This window comes from Pseudomonas sp. B26(2017), from assembly GCF_002113045.1.
Taxonomy (GTDB): domain Bacteria; phylum Pseudomonadota; class Gammaproteobacteria; order Pseudomonadales; family Pseudomonadaceae; genus Aquipseudomonas.
Window position 1 is genome coordinate 39,031 of record NZ_NEJJ01000025.1, and the last position, 18,039, is coordinate 57,069.

The 18,039-nt window shown below is 60.9% G+C and carries 13 protein-coding genes and 2 tRNA genes; 4 read left to right on the forward strand and 11 right to left on the reverse strand.

What is annotated here, in order from left to right:
• Nucleotides 1–106 precede the first annotated feature (106 nt).
• The 8 genes from CAF79_RS28165 to rnr all read right to left on the reverse strand — a co-directional run bounded on the left by CAF79_RS28165 (nucleotide 107) and on the right by rnr (nucleotide 9,823).
• Nucleotides 107–2,410: a YgiQ family radical SAM protein gene (locus CAF79_RS28165; RefSeq protein ID WP_085701302.1), complete on the reverse strand. Its 2,304-nt coding sequence runs from the start codon at nucleotides 2,408–2,410 to the stop codon at nucleotides 107–109.
• A gap of 112 nt (nucleotides 2,411–2,522) precedes the next feature.
• Nucleotides 2,523–3,920 carry a replicative DNA helicase gene (dnaB, locus tag CAF79_RS28170; RefSeq protein ID WP_085701303.1) on the reverse strand — a complete coding sequence of 466 codons (1,398 nt, stop codon included), beginning with the start codon at nucleotides 3,918–3,920 and terminating at the stop codon, nucleotides 2,523–2,525.
• A gap of 120 nt (nucleotides 3,921–4,040) precedes the next feature.
• Nucleotides 4,041–4,487 carry a 50S ribosomal protein L9 gene (gene rplI, locus CAF79_RS28175; protein WP_003186385.1) on the reverse strand — a complete coding sequence of 149 codons (447 nt, stop codon included), beginning with the start codon at nucleotides 4,485–4,487 and terminating at the stop codon, nucleotides 4,041–4,043.
• A gap of 19 nt (nucleotides 4,488–4,506) precedes the next feature.
• Complete coding sequence (locus CAF79_RS28180) at nucleotides 4,507–5,397, reverse strand: hypothetical protein (protein ID WP_085701304.1); 891 nt, start codon at nucleotides 5,395–5,397, stop codon at nucleotides 4,507–4,509.
• 36 nt (nucleotides 5,398–5,433) lie between these two features.
• Nucleotides 5,434–5,664 carry a 30S ribosomal protein S18 gene (gene rpsR / locus CAF79_RS28185; protein WP_002551829.1) on the reverse strand — a complete coding sequence of 77 codons (231 nt, stop codon included), beginning with the start codon at nucleotides 5,662–5,664 and terminating at the stop codon, nucleotides 5,434–5,436.
• A 28-nt stretch (nucleotides 5,665–5,692) separates the two neighbouring features.
• Complete coding sequence (gene rpsF / locus CAF79_RS28190) at nucleotides 5,693–6,121, reverse strand: 30S ribosomal protein S6 (RefSeq protein ID WP_007950702.1); 429 nt, start codon at nucleotides 6,119–6,121, stop codon at nucleotides 5,693–5,695.
• A gap of 307 nt (nucleotides 6,122–6,428) precedes the next feature.
• On the reverse strand, nucleotides 6,429–7,196 hold the full coding sequence (rlmB, locus tag CAF79_RS28195; protein ID WP_085701305.1) for a 23S rRNA (guanosine(2251)-2'-O)-methyltransferase RlmB: 768 nt from the start codon (nucleotides 7,194–7,196) through the stop codon (nucleotides 6,429–6,431).
• Entirely contained in the window at nucleotides 7,193–9,823 is a 2,631-nt protein-coding gene (gene rnr / locus CAF79_RS28200) for a ribonuclease R (RefSeq protein WP_085701306.1), read from the reverse strand. The genes rlmB and rnr overlap by 4 nt, the downstream gene beginning before the upstream one ends.
• Before the next feature lie 225 nt (nucleotides 9,824–10,048).
• Between rnr and CAF79_RS28205 the strand changes: the two genes are divergently transcribed.
• The 4 genes from CAF79_RS28205 (at nucleotide 10,049) to CAF79_RS28220 (ending at nucleotide 13,169) form a co-directional block, all read left to right on the forward strand.
• Nucleotides 10,049–10,135: transfer RNA gene (locus CAF79_RS28205), tRNA-Leu, on the forward strand.
• Between the two features lie 180 nt (nucleotides 10,136–10,315).
• Nucleotides 10,316–10,402: transfer RNA gene (locus CAF79_RS28210), tRNA-Leu, on the forward strand.
• A 191-nt stretch (nucleotides 10,403–10,593) separates the two neighbouring features.
• On the forward strand, nucleotides 10,594–11,604 hold the full coding sequence (locus tag CAF79_RS28215) for an extracellular solute-binding protein (protein WP_085701307.1): 1,011 nt from the start codon (nucleotides 10,594–10,596) through the stop codon (nucleotides 11,602–11,604).
• Nucleotides 11,604–13,169, forward strand: a complete 1,566-nt coding sequence (locus CAF79_RS28220) for an iron ABC transporter permease (RefSeq protein ID WP_085701308.1) — start codon at nucleotides 11,604–11,606, stop codon at nucleotides 13,167–13,169. The genes CAF79_RS28215 and CAF79_RS28220 overlap by 1 nt, the downstream gene beginning before the upstream one ends.
• Before the next feature lie 41 nt (nucleotides 13,170–13,210).
• Here CAF79_RS28220 and CAF79_RS28225 read toward each other — a convergent pair whose 3' ends face one another.
• From CAF79_RS28225 to CAF79_RS28235, 3 genes are all read right to left on the reverse strand, one after another.
• Nucleotides 13,211–15,145 carry a methyl-accepting chemotaxis protein gene (locus tag CAF79_RS28225; protein ID WP_085701327.1) on the reverse strand — a complete coding sequence of 645 codons (1,935 nt, stop codon included), beginning with the start codon at nucleotides 15,143–15,145 and terminating at the stop codon, nucleotides 13,211–13,213.
• A 140-nt stretch (nucleotides 15,146–15,285) separates the two neighbouring features.
• A complete protein-coding gene (locus CAF79_RS28230) occupies nucleotides 15,286–16,578 on the reverse strand; it encodes an adenylosuccinate synthase (RefSeq protein WP_085701309.1) in 1,293 nt (430 codons plus the stop codon).
• 54 nt (nucleotides 16,579–16,632) lie between these two features.
• The gene (locus CAF79_RS28235) at nucleotides 16,633–17,820 is read right to left on the reverse strand and encodes an ATP phosphoribosyltransferase regulatory subunit (protein WP_007950716.1); all 1,188 of its coding nucleotides are present in this window, start codon (nucleotides 17,818–17,820) and stop codon (nucleotides 16,633–16,635) included.
• Nucleotides 17,821–18,039: the final 219 nt, after the last annotated feature.

Genomic DNA, 18,039 nt, shown 5'->3' on the forward strand with positions numbered 1-18,039 from the left:
AGCGTCCCTAGAGGCATTCCCACGCAGACGGTTCGACGCCTCGACGTGGGAACGATCAGCAAAACGCCAACCCGAAGGTTGGCGTTCTGTTCAGCTCAAGTGCGTTTCAGCGCGGTACGACCGGCTTGCGTGCCGGTTTCGGCCCTTTGCCTTTCGCCGCTTCCTTGCGCTCCTTGGCGGCCTGCTGGTTGCGGGCGAATGCCGCGGCCTTGGCCTGTTCACGCTTGTCCCAAGGATTGCCGCCGTCGCTGGCACGCGGTGGCAGACCGGTGTGCTGGGTGAGGATCTTGGTGGTCTTCTCTTTCGCGACCTTATGGCTGCCGGCCGGCGTCGAGTTCTTGCGACGGGCACTCTGGTAGCTGTCGGTGGCCGGCTGATGCAGCGGGATCAACTGGTGCTTGCCCGGCCCGATCAGGTCGCCACGGCCCATGCGGATCAGCGCTTCACGCAGCATCGGCCAGCCCTTCGGATCGTGATAACGCAGGAACGCCTTGTGCAGGCGGCGCTGCTCCTCGCTCTTGACGATGGTCACGCCGTCGCTCTTGTAGGTGACCTTGCGCAGCGGGTTCTTGCCCGAGTGATACATGGCGGTGGCCGAGGCCATCGGCGACGGATAGAACGCCTGCACCTGGTCGGCACGGAAACCGTTGCCCTTGAGCCACAGAGCCAGGTTCATCATGTCCTCATCGGTGGTGCCCGGGTGGGCCGCGATGAAGTACGGAATCAGGTACTGCTCCTTGCCCGCTTCCTTCGAGAACTTCTCGAACATGCGCTTGAAGCGGTCGTAAGTGCCGATCCCCGGTTTCATCATCTGGTTGAGCGGACCTTCCTCGGTGTGCTCCGGGGCGATCTTCAGATAACCACCGACGTGGTGGGTCACCAGCTCCTTGACGTATTCCGGCGATTCGACCGCGAGGTCGTAGCGCAGACCCGAGGCGATCAGGATCTTCTTCACGCCCGGCAGCGCACGGGCGCTGCGGTACAGCTGGATCAACGACGAGTGGTCGGTGTTCAGGTTCGGACAGATGCCCGGGAACACGCAGGACGGCTTGCGGCACGCGGATTCGATTTCCGGGCTCTTGCAGGCGATGCGGTACATGTTCGCGGTCGGGCCGCCGAGGTCGGAGATGACGCCGGTGAAACCTGGCACCTTGTCGCGGATCTCTTCGATTTCGCGAATGATCGACTCTTCGGAACGGTTCTGGATGATCCGGCCTTCGTGCTCGGTGATCGAGCAGAAGGTGCAGCCGCCGAAGCAGCCACGCATGATGTTCACCGAGAAGCGGATCATGTCGTAGGCCGGGATCTTTTCCTTGCCATACGCAGGATGCGGGACACGTGCGTAAGGCATGCCGAACACGTAGTCCATTTCTTCGGTGGTCATCGGAATCGGCGGCGGGTTGAACCAGACGTCGATCTCGCCATGCTTCTGCACCAGCGCGCGGGCGTTGCCCGGGTTGGTTTCCAGGTGCAGCACGCGGTTGGCGTGGGCATACAGGACCGGATCGTTACGCACCTTTTCCATCGACGGCAGGCGGATCACGGTCTTGTCACGGGTCATTTTCGGGCTGGCCAGGATCTGCACGACCTTGGCTTCCTGCGGATCATCGACAGGGCCTTTTTCCTGCTCGATGGCGCAAGCCGCCGTGTCCTGGGTGTTGACGTACGGGTTGATGATCTTGTCGATCTTGCCCGGACGGTCGATGCGCGTGGAGTCGACTTCGTACCAGCCCGCCGGGGTGTCACGACGGATGAACGCGGTGCCGCGCACGTCGGTGATGTCTTCGATCTTGTGACCGTAGGACAGACGCTGGGCGACTTCGACAATCGCTCGCTCTGCGTTGCCGTAGAGCAGGATGTCGGCGCTGGCGTCGATCAGGATCGAGTTGCGCACGCGATCTTGCCAATAGTCGTAGTGGGCGATGCGGCGCAGGGAGGCTTCGATGCCGCCGAGCACGATCGGCACGTGCTTGTAGGCTTCCTTGCAGCGCTGGCTGTAGACCAGGCTCGCACGATCCGGACGTTTGCCGGCCATGCCGCCCGGGGTGTAGGCGTCGTCGGAGCGAATTTTCTTGTCCGCGGTGTAGCGGTTGATCATCGAGTCCATGTTGCCGGCCGCGACGCCGAAGAACAGGTTCGGCTCGCCGAGCTTCATGAAGTCGTCTTTGGACTGCCAGTCAGGCTGGGCAATGATCCCGACGCGGAAGCCTTGCGACTCCAGCAGCCGGCCGATGATCGCCATGCCGAACGACGGGTGATCGACGTAGGCATCACCCGTGACAATGATGATGTCGCAGGAATCCCAGCCAAGCTGATCCATCTCCTCCCTGCTCATCGGCAGGAATGGCGCCGGCCCGAAACATTCGGCCCAGTATTTTGGATAGTCAAATAACGGCTTGGCTGCTTGCATGTCGATGACCGGTGTTGAGGTGCAAAATCGCGGGCGCGGAATATAGCACAAAAAATGACCAATTCCGACGGCTGTGGTCGGAAATATCATGGGCTGTCAGACGAGGGCGGAGTTACTCGTCGTCGTCGAAGTTGTAACTGCCCGGCGCGAGGTTTTCGAAGCGCGTGTACTTGCCGATGAAGGCCAGGCGGATGAAACCGATCGGGCCGTTCCGCTGCTTGCCGATGATGATTTCGGCGATGCCCTTGTGTTCGGTTTCCGGGTGATACACCTCGTCCCGGTACACAAACATGATCACGTCGGCGTCCTGCTCAATCGCTCCGGATTCCCGCAAGTCGGAGTTCACCGGACGCTTGTTGGGACGTTGCTCCAGGGAGCGGTTGAGCTGCGACAGGGCAACCACGGGGCAGTTGAATTCCTTGGCCAGGGCTTTCAGGGATCGGGAGATCTCGGAAATCTCGTTGGTCCGGTTGTCACCACTGGAGCCGGGAATCTGCATCAACTGCAGGTAGTCGATCATGATCAGGCCGATGTCGCCGTGCTCGCGCACCAGACGCCGGGTCCGGGCACGCATCTCCGACGGGCTGATACCGGCAGTGTCGTCGATGAACAGCTTGCGATCGTTGAGCAGATTGACCGCCGAGGTCAGGCGCGGCCAGTCGTCGTCTTCCAGCTGGCCGGAACGCACCTTGGTCTGGTCGATCCGACCGAGGGACGACAGCATACGCATGATCAGCGATTCGCCTGGCATCTCGAGAGAGTACACCAGCACCACCTTGTCGCTGCGCAACACGGCGTTTTCCACCAGGTTCATCGCGAAAGTCGTCTTACCCATCGACGGACGGCCGGCGACGATGATCAAGTCGGCCGGTTGCAGGCCGCTGGTCTTCTCGTCGAGGTCGGTGTAGCCGGTGGACAGGCCGGTGATCGCATCCGAGGTGTTGAACAGCGTATCGATGCGGTCGATGGCCTTGGTGAGCAGGTCATTGACACCCACCGGGCCGCCGGTTTTCGGCCGGGCCTCGGCAATCGCGAAGATCTGCCGCTCGGCTTCGTCGAGGATTTCCTCGGCGGTGCGACCCTCGGGGTTGAAGGCGCTGTCGGCAATTTCGGTGCTGATACCGATCAGCTGACGCAACGTCGCACGCTGGCGGACGATCTGCGCATAGGCCTTGATGTTGGCGACGGACGGCGTGTTTTTCGCCAGCTCACCAAGATAACCGAGGCCGCCGACCTGCGAGGTCTGACCTTCCTTGTCCAGTTGTTCGGCAAGGGTCACGACGTCGATGGGCAGGTTCTGATCGGCCAGTTTGGCGATCGCTCGGAAAATCAGACGGTGGTCATGTCGGTAGAAATCGCCGTCGGAGACTTGATCGAGCACCCGTTCCCAGGCGTTGTTGTCCAGCATCAGACCACCGAGCACGGCCTGTTCGGCCTCGATGGAATGCGGCGGCACCTTCAGCGCGGCGGTTTGCAGATCATATTGCTCGGGAGCGGAGATTTCGTTCATGGCCACTTTTTAATCAGGAAAAGCAGGGAGTGCAGAAAGACAAAGGGCACGACCTGTAAACAGGATCGTGCCCGATGTTAACCGTCTGCCGGACAAGCCGCCAGTCGATCAGGGTGTTGCTTAAGCTGCTACCACGACAACGCGTACGGTGGCTTCAACTTCGGCGTGCAGGTGCACAGCCACGTCGAATTCACCCACGTTGCGGATGGTGCCGTTCGGCAGACGAACTTCGCTTTTCGCAACTTCAACGCCGGAGGCGGTCAGTGCGTCAGCGATGTCGTGAGTACCGATCGAACCGAACAGCTTGCCTTCGTCGCCAGCGGTGGCAGTGATGGTCACTTCCAGCTCGGCCAGTTGGGCAGCACGGCTTTCAGCCGATGCTTTACGGTCTGCGGCGGCTTTTTCCAGCTCAGCGCGACGCTCTTCGAACGCAGCCAGGTTGGCAGCGGTCGCAGCGGTGGCTTTGCCGAAAGGCAGCAGGTAGTTACGGCCGTAACCGGCCTTAACGTTTACTTTGTCGCCTAGGTTGCCCAGGTTGGCGATTTTTTCCAGAAGGATCAGTTGCATGTGGAAATCCTCTTAACTTTTAACCTTCACCGTTCGCGTTATCGGTGTCTTTCGACACCCGACCGCGAAAATCAATCAGGCTGTCGACAATGGCCAGAACCACGAGCAACGGATAGATCAGCTGCATGAACAGCAACAGCGTCACGTACAACCCCACCAGCCAGAAACCGACCAGTCGCCTTTGCGCCACCAGCCCGTGAATCAGGGCCAGCCCGGCGAACACCAGCGGTACACTGCACAACGGCGTCAACATGGCCATCTGTGCACCGAGGTTCGGGCCCAGAAGCATCAACGCCAGCAGTAACATCGCCGGCCCCAGCGGGATCCGGATGGCGCGAAACTCGCGACCAAAACCACCCGGGTTGTACAACAACGCCTGCCAGTACCGCCCGACAATCAGGCTCAGCACGCTGACGATCTGCAACAAGGCCGCAATCAGGCCGGTCACGACCGGTGCGATCAGCGACGCGAAATGCGCCTGCTCGTCTACCGACAAATGTTGGTAGGCATCACCGAGAAGCGCGGGCATGACCTTTATCAAGGCCTGCGCCAGCATCTCGATCTGGGGCGCAAACGCCGCCCCGAGCACCACTGAAAACACCAGCCCCATGGCCACGCTGACCAGCAGCGTACGGACCCAGGACTCGCTTGCGCGCAACACCAGCGCAAGCCCCGAAGACCCCAGCAGCACCAGAAGCGCACGTGGGTCATCGGCATACAACCACCAGATCAATGCCGGCAGCAGTCCCAACGACACGACGCCCAGGGCGTCGGCCAATCCGCGCCGCAGAAGCACCAGGCTTCCGGCGGCAGCACCCAACCAATACAACAACGGCAATGTTGCACACCCGGCCACTACAAGAGTGGCCTGCATACGGCCGCGCATGATGAACTCAGCTAAGGCACGCATGCATTCAATCCTTTGCTACTTGTCGACTGCCCGGTCTCAGCGGCCGTGGCTGTCGGTGTAGGCCAGCAGGGCCAGGAAGCGGGCGCGCTTGATAGCGGTGGCCAGCTGACGCTGATAACGAGCTTTGGTACCGGTGATGCGGCTTGGAACGATTTTGCCGGTCTCGGATACGTAGGCTTTCAGAGTGTTGAGATCTTTGTAGTCGATCTCCTTCACGTCTTCAGCGGTGAAGCGGCAGAATTTACGACGACGGAAGAAACGTGCCATTTGATAGGCTCCTTAAAAGGTCCGTGGATTACTCGTCAGCGTTATCGCTGTTGTCGCTGTCGCTATCGCTGTCATCGCCATCGGCGCTGCCATCGTGCTCAGGACGTTCGCGACGCTCACGGCGCTCACTGCGGTTTTCTTCAGCCTTGAGCATCTCGGACTGGCCGGTAACGGCTTCGTCGCGACGGATGACCAGGTTACGGATCACAGCATCGTTGTAGCGGAAGTTGTCTTCCAGCTCGGCCAGGGCCTTGCCGGTGCACTCAACGTTCAGCATCACGTAGTGAGCCTTGTGAACATTGTTGATTGCGTAGGCCAGTTGACGACGGCCCCAGTCTTCCAGACGGTGGATTTTGCCGCCGTCTTCTTCGATCAGCTTGGTGTAACGCTCAACCATGCCGCCGACTTGCTCGCTCTGGTCAGGGTGGACCAGAAAGATGATTTCGTAATGACGCATGAATGCTCCTTACGGGTTGTAGCCTGCCGCTCAAAAACGGTCAGACAAGGAGTGAATGACACTTATGGACTTGCCGGCGCGGGGCACATGCATGCCTGCCGCCACAGCAAGGGGCGCAATTGTAGAGAAGGGACTGAAGAGGTGCAAGGCAATTGGTGATTATTTGAACAGTCACCATTGCGGGTCACACCACAAAGCACTGCGGGAGCGAGCCTGCTCGCGATTGGGGGAAACACTCAACAATGATGCTGAATGTAACTCCGCTTTCGCGAGCACGCCCGCTCCCACATTTGAATCGCCGTATGGCTCAAGGCTTTTTGGCAGCTGCCCTGGCCTTGGCACCGCGCTGGCGCTGGGCTTCGAACAGGCACACGCCTGTCGCCACGGAAACGTTGAGACTGCTGACGCTACCGGCCATCGGCAGGTGCACCAGGTAATCGCAATGCTCGCGGGTCAGGCGACGCATGCCTTTGCCTTCGGCACCCATGATCAGGATGGTCGGGCCGGTCAGGTCCTGGTCATAGATGCTGACCTCGGCCTCACCCGCCGTGCCGACAATCCATAACCCGCGTTGCTGGAGTTTTTCCAGGGTGCGCGCAAGGTTGGTGACGGCCACCAGCGGAATCACTTCCGCCGCGCCGCAGGCCACTTTACGCACGACAGGCGTCAGAGTGGCCGACTTGTCCTTCGGCACGATGACCGCCAAAGCACCGGCTGCGTCCGCCGAACGCAGGCACGCGCCGAGGTTGTGCGGGTCGGTCACGCCGTCGAGCACCAGCAACAGCGGCGCGCCCTCGGTGCGATCAAGCAGTTCGTCGAGCATCGCCTCGCCCCAGACCTGGCTCGGACTAACGTCCGCCACCACGCCCTGGTGCACGCCCTCGACCCAGGCATCCATTTCGCGGCGCTCGGCCTGACCGATCTGAACCCGGTTTTCGTTGGCCAGTTCAATGAGCGTCTGCACTCGCGGATCGTTACGGCTTTCGGCCAGCCAGATCTGCTTGACGCGCTTAGGGTGGTGACGCAGCAACGCTTCTACCGCGTGAACGCCGTAGATTTTTTCCAACTGACTCATGACTTCGCCTTCGGTTTACGTGCCCCGCCGCTTTTGGCTGGAGCGGAGCCCGCTTTCGGCGGGCCCTTGCGGTGTTTGCTCGGCTTGGCTGGCTTGCCGCCGGAGGCCTTGTCAGGCGCCGACCGTCCGGTCTTTCCCCCGGACGCCGCTTTACCACCGCTCTTGGCGTCGGCCAGCAAGGCCTTTTTCAATTCACGGCTTTTGCGCAGCTCGGCGTTTTTCGCCACGGCATCGCTCGGACGATAGGCCTCGACAGCTTTTTCCTTGGCCGGACGACGGCTGGCGGTTTTTGCCGGAGCTTTTTCTTCCACAGCCTTGGCCGCCGGAGCGGTCGCCTCGGCGCCACGCTTCTTGCGGCCGATCGGCGCGCTGATGGTTTTTTCAGCCATCTCGAAGTCGATCTTGCGCTCGTCGAGATCGACGCGCATGACGCGCACTTCAACGGTATCGCCAAGACGGAAGCTGCGACCGGTGCGCTCGCCCGCCAAGCGGTGGTGCACAGGGTCGAAGTGGTAGTAGTCGCCCGGCAGTGCGGTGACGTGCACCAGACCTTCGACGTAGATATCGGTCAGTTCGACGAACAGACCAAAACCGGTCACGGCAGTGATCACGCCCGGGAACGATTCGCCCACGCGATCCTTCATGAACTCGCACTTGAGCCAGTTCACCACATCGCGGGTCGCTTCGTCGGCACGGCGCTCGCTCATCGAGCACTGCTCGCCGAGCTGCTCCAGCGCTGCTTCGTCGTACGGATAGATGCGCGCCTTCGGAATGGTCATCGCGCCGGCACGACGAACGTGCGGGGTGTCCTGTTTCGAATGGATCACGCTGCGGATCGCCCGGTGCGTGAGCAGGTCCGGGTAACGACGGATCGGCGAGGTGAAGTGGGTATAGGCTTCGTAATTCAGGCCGAAGTGGCCTTCGTTCTGGGCGCTGTACACCGCCTGGCTCAGGGAGCGCAGCATCACGGTCTGGATCAGGTGGAAATCCGGACGGTCCTTGATGCTGGCCAACAGGGCCTGATAATCCTTCGGCGACGGGCCATCCTTGCCTTTGTGCAAGGACAGACCGAGCTCACCCAGGAACGCACGCAGTTTTTCCAGACGCTCCGGTGGCGGGCCGTCGTGGACGCGGTACAGCGCAGGGATCTCGTGCTTCTTCAGGAATTCGGCGGTGGCCACGTTGGCCGCCAGCATGCATTCCTCGATCAGCTTGTGCGCGTCGTTGCGGGTGGTCGGACGGATTTCGGCAATTTTGCGCTCGGAACCGAAGATGATCCGGGTTTCCTGCGTTTCGAAATCGATCGCGCCACGCACGTGACGGGCAGCCAGCAATACCTTGTACAGCGCGTAGAGCTGCTTCAGATGCGGCAAGACGTCGGTGTATTCACCACGAAGTTTGCGACCTTCGGCGGCCTTCGGCGTTTCCAGCATGGCACTGACCTTGTTGTAGGTCAGACGGGCGTGAGAGTGAATCACCGCTTCATAGAAGCAATAGTCGGTCATTTCGCCGGACTTGGAGATGGTCATCTCGCAAACCATGGCCAGACGGTCGACGTGGGGGTTCAGCGAGCACAGACCGTTGGACAGCTGCTCCGGCAGCATCGGCACCACGCGCTCGGGGAAGTACACCGAGTTGCCACGGACCTGGGCTTCGTTGTCCAGAGCCGAACCGATCTTCACGTAGCTGGAAACGTCGGCAATCGCCACGTACAACTTCCAGCCGCCGGAGAACAGGCGCAGTTTGCCGGGCTTGGCTTCGCAATAGACCGCATCGTCGAAGTCGCGGGCATCTTCGCCGTCGATGGTGACAAACGGCAGATGGCGCAGGTCGACGCGCTTCTCTTTGTCTTTCTCTTCGACTTCCGGCTTGAGCTTGCCGGCTTCCTTCAGAACAGCTTCAGGCCAGACGTGCGGAATGTCGTAGGTGCGCAGGGCGACATCGATTTCCATGCCCGGCGCCATGTAGTTGCCGACGACTTCGATCACATCGCCTTGCGGCTGGAAGCGCGGAGTCGGCCAGTGGGTGATTTTCACCTCGACGAACTGACCGATCTGGGCGTTGGCGTTGCGGCCCGGCGTCACCAGCACTTCCTGCTGGATCTTCGGGTTGTCCGCGACGACGAAACCGATACCGCCCTCTTCGAAGTAACGGCCGACGATGCTTTCGTGGGCACGGGACACCACTTCGACGATCACACCTTCGCGACGACCACGACGGTCCAGCCCGGAAACACGGGCCAGGGCACGGTCGCCGTCGAACACCAGACGCATTTGCGCCGGGCTCATGAACAGGTCGTCGGAGCCGTCATCCGGCACCAGGAAGCCGAAGCCGTCGCGGTGACCGCTGATGCGGCCGAGGATCAGGTCGAGCTTGTCCACCGGCGCATACGTGCCACGGCGGGTGTAGATCAGTTGAGCGTCGCGCTCCATGGCGCGCAGGCGGCGGCGCAGGGCTTCAATCTGGTCTTCCGTGGTCAGACCAAACTCTTCGACCAGTTGCTCGCGGGCAGCAGGCGAACCCCGATCAGCAAGGTGCTGAAGGATCAGTTCGCGGCTGGGAATAGGGTTTTCATATTTTTCCGCTTCACGAGCGGCCTCGGGATCGAGGGACTGCCAATCGGCCATTAGAGAGTTTTCACCTTGTCTATATGCGGGTTAGTTTGGCATAGGCGCCATCAAACGGGAAATTTCCGACTATATAAGGCGCGTCTGGAGCCTTGTATCGACGCCTGAGGGGCGTTTTGAACACCGCTGGTAAAAAAAACCATTTTTTTTGCTGGCAGGGGTTTACAGTTAAAAACACGCTCCGTATAGTGCGCGCCATCGACGACGTACACACGTTGGCGAGATGCCCAGGTGGTGAAATTGGTAGACACGCCAGCTTCAGGTGCTGGTGACCTTACGGTCGTGGAAGTTCGAGTCTTCTCCTGGGCACCAATTTCGAGTTTGAGACTAGATCAGTTTCAAGACTCACACAAAACCCGCGAAAGCGGGTTTTTTGCATTCTGCGCCCGGGATTTTTCTGAAAATGATTTATTAAAATCAAATCAGGGGTTTACAGATCAAAAGGCGCTCCGTATAGTGCGCCACATCAACGGCGGCAACGCTGAAGATGAAGCCCAGATGGTGAAATTGGTAGACACGCCAGCTTCAGGTGCTGGTGACCTTACGGTCGTGGAAGTTCGAGTCTTCTTCTGGGCACCAATTCAAATTCAAGGTCACGATCTTGAATTTCACAAAAACCCGCGAAAGCGGGTTTTTGCGTTTCCGGGGTCTGGAAAAGATGAATCCAAACGTCTACCAGACCTACCCTTTGCCCACAAGGCGCACTTGAGAAACAATATCGTTTATCATTGTTGCAAGTTTTTGCAATGCGACAGTGAGGAACCCTGCGAATGATGTTTCGAAATACCCTGCGCCGCGGCTTGACCGTCACCCTGCTCAGCCTGGCACTCGCCACTCCCCTCACCCAGGCTGCCGACGCGGTTTCCCTGACTCTCTATAACGGTCAGCACAAGGAGGTCGGCGACGCCATCGCCAAAGCCTTCGAAGCCAAGACCGGCATTCACGTCAATGTACGCAAGGGCAGCAGCAATCAGCTGGCCAGCCAGATCATCGAAGAAGGCGACCGCTCTCCCGCCGACGTCATCTACACCGAAGAATCCCCACCGCTGAACAACCTCGGCGAACTCGGCCTGCTGGCCAAGACCGACGACGCGACCCTGGCCGTTCTGCCGAAAGAATACGTCGCCGGCAACGGCACCTGGATCGGCGTCACCGCCCGGGTTCGCGTGGTGGCCTTCAACCCGAAACTGGTCGATGAAAAAGACCTGCCAAAATCGGTGCTGGATTTCGCCGACCCGCAGTGGCAAGGCAAGGTCGGTTTCGTACCGACCAGCGGCGCGTTCCAGGAACAGGCAGTCGCCATCATCAAGAAGCACGGTCGCGACGCCGCCGAAGAATGGCTGACCGGACTGCGCGCCTTCGGCAAGACCTACAGCAACAACATGGTCGCCCTCAAGGCTGTGGAAAACGGCGAAGTCGCCACCGTACTGGTGAACAACTATTACTGGTTCGCCCTGCAGCGGGAAAAAGGTCAGCTTGATTCGAAACTGCATTACTTCACCGGCGGCGACGTTGGCGGCCTGATCACCGTGTCCAGTGCAGCCGTGCTGAAATCCAGCAAACATCCAAAAGAAGCCCAGCAGTTCCTCGCCTACATGGCCAGCGAAGAAGGCCAGCGCGTCATCACCCAGACCACTGCCGAATACCCGCTGCATAAAGGCATGGAATCGGATCGCGGTCTCAAGCCGTTCAACGAACTGGAAGCACCGGATGTCACGCCCGCCGATCTCGGCAATGCCGAAGAAGCGCTGGAGCTGGAACGCGAAGTTGGCCTGAACTGATGACCACATCGTTATCCGCCCCCGCCACGCGCGGGGGTTACGTGCCACGGCGCAAGCGGCCGTCGATCTGGCTGGTGCTGCCGGTGTTGCTGCTGGTGGTCATGAGCCTGCTGCCGCTGGCCTACGTCGGCCTCAAAGCCTGGCAAGCGGGCTGGACCGAAGCGCTGCACTTGCTGTGGCGCCCGTACGTATTCGGCCTGCTGCGCAATACACTGGCGCTGATGGTTGGCGTGACGGTGACTTGTGGCGTGATCGGCCTGTCGCTGGCCTGGTTACTGGAGCGCAGCAACCTGCCGGGCCGGCGGCTGTGGGGCGTGATTCTTTGCCTGCCGTTCGCGGTGCCGGCGTTTGTCAGCAGCTTTACCTGGGTTTCGCTCAGCGCGCAGTTCGAAGGACTCGGCGGGGCGATCCTGGTGATGAGCCTGTCGAAGTACCCGCTGATCTTTCTGCCGGTAGCCGCCACGCTGCGCAATCTTGATCCCTCCCTTGAGGAATCGGCACGGACGCTGGGCCAGAATCGCTTGGGCGTTTTTTTCCGTGTCACCCTGCCCCTGCTCTGGCCTTCACTGCTGGCTGGTTCGCTACTCATTGCATTGCACATGCTGGTGGAGTTCGGCGCACTGTCGATCATTGGCCTGCAAACCTTCACCACCGCGATCTATCAGCAATTCGAACTGGAATTCAGCAATGCCAACGCAGCGATGCTGTCGGCGGTTTTGCTGGTGCTGTGCCTGATGCTGTTGTGGCTGGAACTGCGCGTGCGTGGCAAGGGCCGCCATGTGCGTACCGGCCAGGGCGCGGCGCGTCGGGCTGAACAAGTGCGACTTGGGCCGTGGGCGATCGCAGGCCAGTTGTATTGCCTGATGCTGGCGGTTGTCGGCAGCGGGATTCCGCTGGGCATGCTGGCTTACTGGCTCGCCGTGGGATCGTCAGCGGCCTTTCCGGTGGCCGCAATCACTGAAGCCTTGCTGTCTTCACTGGCGCTATCGCTGGGTGGCGCGGGATTGTGTCTGGTGCTGGCGGTACCGGTCGGATTGCTGGTAGTGCGCTACAAAGGCCAACTGGCGATCTGGGCCGAACGCCTGCCCTATCTGCTGCACGCCCTGCCGGGACTGGTGATTGCCCTGACGCTGGTGTATTTCGCCCTGCATTACGTGCCGGTGCTGTACCAGACCTCCGCGCTACTGCTGATCGCCTATGCGCTGCTGTTTCTGCCGCTGGCTCAGGCACCGATCCGCACGGCGCTGAACAAGGCCGCACCGCAACTCGAAGAAGCCGCCCGCACGCTGGGCGCATCGTCGTTCACGGCGTTCTGCCGAGTGACCCTGCCGATCATCTTCCCGGCACTGGGCGCCGCCTTTGCGCTGGTGTTTCTGGATGCCATGAAGGAGTTGACGGCAACGTTGCTGCTGAGTCCGACGGGGCTCAACACCTTGGCGACGGAAGTCTGGGCGCACACCGCTAATGTCGAGTTTGCAGCGGCAGCGCCTTATGCGGCGTTGTTGATTGTGGTATCGGGATTGCCCGTTTACCTGCTGACGACCCGGATGTATTTGAGCCGATAAAAAGATCGCAGCCGAGGCTGCGATTTTTTTTGCCTGTCACATCAAGCCCGAAACTGGCCCAGACTGGCCTTGAGTTGCGCCGCCAGACCATCAAGCACCTTGCCGCTGGCCGTGGTTTCGACCACCGCCTGAGCGGCTTTCTCGGCCTGGGCATGAATCGTCTCGACCCGCCCACGCACTGCCTGCGCGCCCTGCGCCTGATGCGCCGCAGCCTGAGTCGCCAGCCCGATCGCCGCATGCACCTGCTCGACCGACGCCTGAACCGATTGCTGCAACCGCGCGCTGTCTCGCAACACCAGCAAGCCCTCGCTGGCCTGACGCCCGGCCTGACCGATCGCCTCCACCGCTTCACGGGCTCCCTGCTGCAAAGCCACAATGTGCGCCTGAATGTCGCCGGTGGAACTTTGGGTCTTGCTCGCCAACGCGCGGACTTCATCCGCCACCACCGCAAACCCGCGACCGGTCTCGCCCGCCCGGGCCGCTTCAATGGCGGCGTTGAGCGCCAGCAGGTTGGTCTGCTCGGCGATACCGTGAATCACGGTCAGCACCACTTCGATCTGTTCACTCTGCTGCGCCAGCCGTTCGATGACTTTCGCCCCGGTATCGACCTGTCCCGCCAACGCCTCGATAAGGCTGCCGACCTTCGCCGAAGTGCGAGTGTTCTCGTCGGTGGCCTGCCGAATATCCACCACCTGTTTCAACGCGGCCTGCATCGCATGGCTTTCCGACTGTGCTTCGTCGGCCATTTGCGACAGTGCCCGCAGACTTTCAGCCACTTCATCACGCTGCATCCCGGCCGCCGCATCGGCACCGGCGTTGCGCAGAGTCATGGCACCGATTTCCACACCGGTACGCTGAGCCACATCCCCGGCCTCACGCACGATTGGCTGCAACTTATCCACAAAGCGGTTGACCGCCGAAGCCATGTCGCCGATTTCGTCCTTGCTATTGATCTGCACACGCTTGGTCAGATCGCCCTCGCCTGCTGCCAGATCATCCATCGCCGCATTGAGCATTTTCAGGCGTTTGACCACTCGATGACCAAGCACGACCGCCAGCAGCAACAACACGCCGGCACCGACCAGCGCCAGGCCCATGCCGATGCGCCAGCGCAGGGTGGCTGCAGCATCCTGCACGGTACTGGTGGTGTTGGCCTTCATTTCGGCAGCCGTGGACTGCGCCGATTGCAAGCGCGCACGCATGGCGGTGGCACTGTCGGCCGCAGCGCCCTTGAGGCTGTCGCCGACCAGTTGATCGCTGCTGGCAATCAGCGCCGCGAAGCGCTGATCGAGTGCCGCCAGATCGGCTTCCACCGAAGCAGTCGAGACGCCCATCAATACCTTGCCGATCTCCACGCCATTGGGGTTGATCGAGGCTTCCAGGTAGTAGACCGACGGATCGTTCTTCGCCGCATCCAGCACTTTATCCAGTGCCCGCTCACCCTGGCCCTTTTCCAAAAGGGCCTTGTTGATCGGGTTTTCACGGTTGAGGTAGCGGGTCAGATGCTGGCCGGTGGCGTCGTCATACACCACGAACAGCACGTTGGGGTTGCGCTGGGCCCGGCGGGCGAATTCGGACAGGGTCGGCACGTCGCTGTCCCACATGGCGCGAGGCGCCACCGAGGCCAGCAACTGGGCCATGTCATTGGCCGAATCCTTCAGGTCTTTTTCCAGAGTCGCACGCAGTTGCGCCTGCTCGTCCTTCAGACGCGAGGAAAGACCGGCGGTCAGACGCTGACGGGTACTTGAGGAGAGGTTGTCGAGGCTCGATGTGACTTCGCGCCCGGCCTGCTCCAGCTCACCGGACAATTTCTGGCTGTCGGCGCCCAGGCGGGTGCCGAGATCGGCTTCCAGCGCAGTCACGGTGCTCCGCGTCAGGGCAACGGCCACCAGCACTTGCACCAAAAGGGCGATACCAAGGGTAACGAACACGGGCCGCAACAGACGGCTTTGTAACAGTGAGAGAACGGCTGACACTTTGAATCCCTCTACTTCTGACGCCATTAATTTGATGGCACTCTTGTAGACAGAATCACAGCAAAGGTCATGCCGTCCAACAGGCATAAACGACAAAGGCCCCGATGAAGGGGCCTTTGTGTTTTTACATCAACGACTTATCAAGCGAACGGATGACGCAGAACGATGGTTTCGTTGCGGTCCGGGCCCGTCGAAATAATGTCGATCGGCGCGCCGACCAGCTCTTCGATGCGCTTGATGTAATTGCGTGCAGCCTGTGGCAGCTCTTCCAGGGTCTTGGCACCCAGGGTCGATTCGCTCCAGCCCGGCATCTGCTCGTACACCGGCTCCAGGCCAATGTAGCTGTCAGCATCGGTCGGTGCATCGATCATGGCGCCATCAGCGTTCTTGTAACCCACGCAGATGTTGATGGTTTCCAGACCGTCCAGCACGTCCAGCTTGGTCAGGCACAGGCCCGAGATGCTGTTGACGTCGATGGCGCGACGCAGAATGTTGGCATCGAACCAGCCGCAACGACGGGCGCGACCGGTGGTGGCGCCGAACTCATGACCACGCTTGGCGAGGAACGCACCAACATCGTCGAACAGTTCGGTCGGGAACGGACCCGAACCGACGCGCGTGGTATAGGCCTTGGTAATACCGAGGATGTAGTCGATGAACATCGGGCCGACACCCGAACCGGTCGCGATGCCGCCGGCAGTGGTGTTGGAGCTGGTCACGTACGGGTAAGTACCGTGGTCGATGTCCAGCAGCGAACCCTGAGCGCCTTCGAACATGATGTCCTTGCCGGCGCGACGCAGGTCGTGCAGCTCGGCGGTGACGTCGAGCATCATCGGCTTGAGCAGTTCGGCGTATTCCATGCACTCGTCGAGTGTCTTCTGGAAGTCGATGGCCGGCTCTTTGTAGTAATTGACCAGTACGAAGTTGTGGTAATCCAGCAACTCACCCAGCTTGGCGGCGAAACGCTCACGGTGGAACAGGTCACCGATGCGCAGGCCGCGACGTGCAACCTTGTCTTCGTACGCCGGGCCGATGCCGCGACCGGTGGTGCCGATCTTCATCTCGCCACGGGCCTTTTCACGAGCCTGGTCCAGTGCCACGTGGTAGGACAGGATCAGCGGGCAGGATGGGCTGATGCGCAGGCGCTCGCGAACCGGTACGCCCTTCTCTTCCAGCTTGGTGATTTCCCGCAGCAGGGCGTCAGGTGCAACCACCACGCCGTTGCCGATCAGGCACTGCACGCCTTCGCGCAGCACGCCCGACGGGATCAGGTGCAGGACGGTTTTCTCACCGTCGATCACCAGGGTGTGGCCAGCGTTGTGGCCACCCTGGTAGCGCACTACGGCGGCAGCATGTTCGGTCAGCAGATCAACGATCTTGCCTTTGCCCTCATCACCCCATTGGGTGCCCAGGACTACGACATTCTTACCCATAACACTTGTCCTCATTCGCGCAAACTTGGTGCCGGCGGTGGCCGGCAGGAAAACTCAGGAAGCCAGTGGCGATACTTGCCAAAGCCCGTTCTGCTGGATCAATTGCCGGTCGCAGTCCGCATCACGGGCGGCGGCCAAAGGTTGTCCAGGCAATGCCTGAACGACACGCTGACCCTCACTGCGCAACTGGCAAACCTGCTGCCAGAGTGCCGCATCCGTACTGTCAGGCATCCAGATACCGCCAGACGGTAGCTCGATCTCAGCACGCCCCAGGGTCACCAGGGTTTTCAAATCGGTGGAGAAGCCGGTGGCCGGACGGGCGCGACCGAAGTCGGCGCCGATGTCGTCGTAGCGACCGCCCTGAGCGATGGACTGGCCAACACCCGGCACGAACACCGCGAACACCACACCGGTGTGGTAGTGATAACCGCGCAGCTCGCCCAGGTCGAAGTACAGCGGCAATTCCGGGAAGCGCACTGACAGGCGCTCGGCGATCGCCAGCAAATCTTCCAGCGCCGCCAGTACTGGCGCCGGCGCATTGGCCAGACGCTCGCGGGCAGCGGTCAGTACTTCACGGCCGCCGCACAGATCGACCAGCGCACGCAACATGCCGGACAGATCGGCCGGCAGACCTTCGGTCAAGGTAATGACCTCGTCGATGGCCTTGCGTTGCAGTGCATCGAACAACTGCTGCTCGACTTCACCCGACAGACCGGCCGCCTGAGCCAGACCGCGGTAGATGCCGACATGCCCGAGATCCATGTGCACGTCCGGCACGTCGGCCAGTTGCAGCATGGCCAGCATCAGGCTGATGACTTCGACATCGCTGCTCGGGCTGGCATCGCCGTACAACTCGGCGCCCAGCTGGATCGGGCTGCGCGAAGACGACAAGGCACGCGGCTGGGCATGCAGCACGCTGCCGGCGTAGCACAGACGGCTCGGGCCTTCGCGACGCAGGGTGTGCGCATCGATGCGCGCCACTTGCGGCGTGATGTCGGCACGGAAACCCATCTGCCGGCCCGATTGCGGGTCGATGACCTTGAAGGTACGCAGATCCAGGTCCTGGCCCGCGCCGGTCAGCAGGGATTCCAGGTACTCGATATGGGGAGTCACGACAAACTCGTAACCCCAGCTCTGGAACAGATCCAACACCTGACGACGCGCGACTTCAATGCGCGCCGCTTCCGGTGGCAGTACTTCTTCGATGCCATCTGGCAGCAGCCAGCGGTCTACCGTTGCCATTACGCCATTCCCCTTAGATCCGGGCGGCCAGCCCGAGGGCGAGCCTTGAGTGAAGCAGAAAATGACCGGCCCGTTCAAAACGCACGCGCATGAACGACGCGGCGAAAGGCCTGTTACCGGCTTCGCCCATCACTTTCCTCGAAAAACTGTCGGGCCATTCAACCCGATCTTCTGCAACAAAAACAGCAATCAAACGTGCAGACGCAAAAAAGCCGGGAA

What these genes read in the sequence shown, in the direction of transcription:
- rpsF (WP_007950702.1), bottom strand. Translation starts at nt 6,121, where the DNA reads ATGCGTCATTACGAAATCATCTTTCTGGTCCACCCTGACCAGAGCGAG.
- CAF79_RS28165 (WP_085701302.1), bottom strand. Translation starts at nt 2,410, where the DNA reads ATGCAAGCAGCCAAGCCGTTATTTGACTATCCAAAATACTGGGCCGAA.
- rnr (WP_085701306.1), bottom strand. Translation starts at nt 9,823, where the DNA reads ATGGCCGATTGGCAGTCCCTCGATCCCGAGGCCGCTCGTGAAGCGGAA.
- rpsR (WP_002551829.1), bottom strand. Translation starts at nt 5,664, where the DNA reads ATGGCACGTTTCTTCCGTCGTCGTAAATTCTGCCGCTTCACCGCTGAA.
- rlmB (WP_085701305.1), bottom strand. Translation starts at nt 7,196, where the DNA reads ATGAGTCAGTTGGAAAAAATCTACGGCGTTCACGCGGTAGAAGCGTTG.
- dnaB (WP_085701303.1), bottom strand. Translation starts at nt 3,920, where the DNA reads ATGAACGAAATCTCCGCTCCCGAGCAATATGATCTGCAAACCGCCGCG.
- CAF79_RS28215 (WP_085701307.1), top strand. Translation starts at nt 10,594, where the DNA reads ATGATGTTTCGAAATACCCTGCGCCGCGGCTTGACCGTCACCCTGCTC.
- CAF79_RS28220 (WP_085701308.1), top strand. Translation starts at nt 11,604, where the DNA reads ATGACCACATCGTTATCCGCCCCCGCCACGCGCGGGGGTTACGTGCCA.
- CAF79_RS28230 (WP_085701309.1), bottom strand. Translation starts at nt 16,578, where the DNA reads ATGGGTAAGAATGTCGTAGTCCTGGGCACCCAATGGGGTGATGAGGGC.
- rplI (WP_003186385.1), bottom strand. Translation starts at nt 4,487, where the DNA reads ATGCAACTGATCCTTCTGGAAAAAATCGCCAACCTGGGCAACCTAGGC.
- CAF79_RS28235 (WP_007950716.1), bottom strand. Translation starts at nt 17,820, where the DNA reads ATGGCAACGGTAGACCGCTGGCTGCTGCCAGATGGCATCGAAGAAGTA.
- CAF79_RS28180 (WP_085701304.1), bottom strand. Translation starts at nt 5,397, where the DNA reads ATGCGTGCCTTAGCTGAGTTCATCATGCGCGGCCGTATGCAGGCCACT.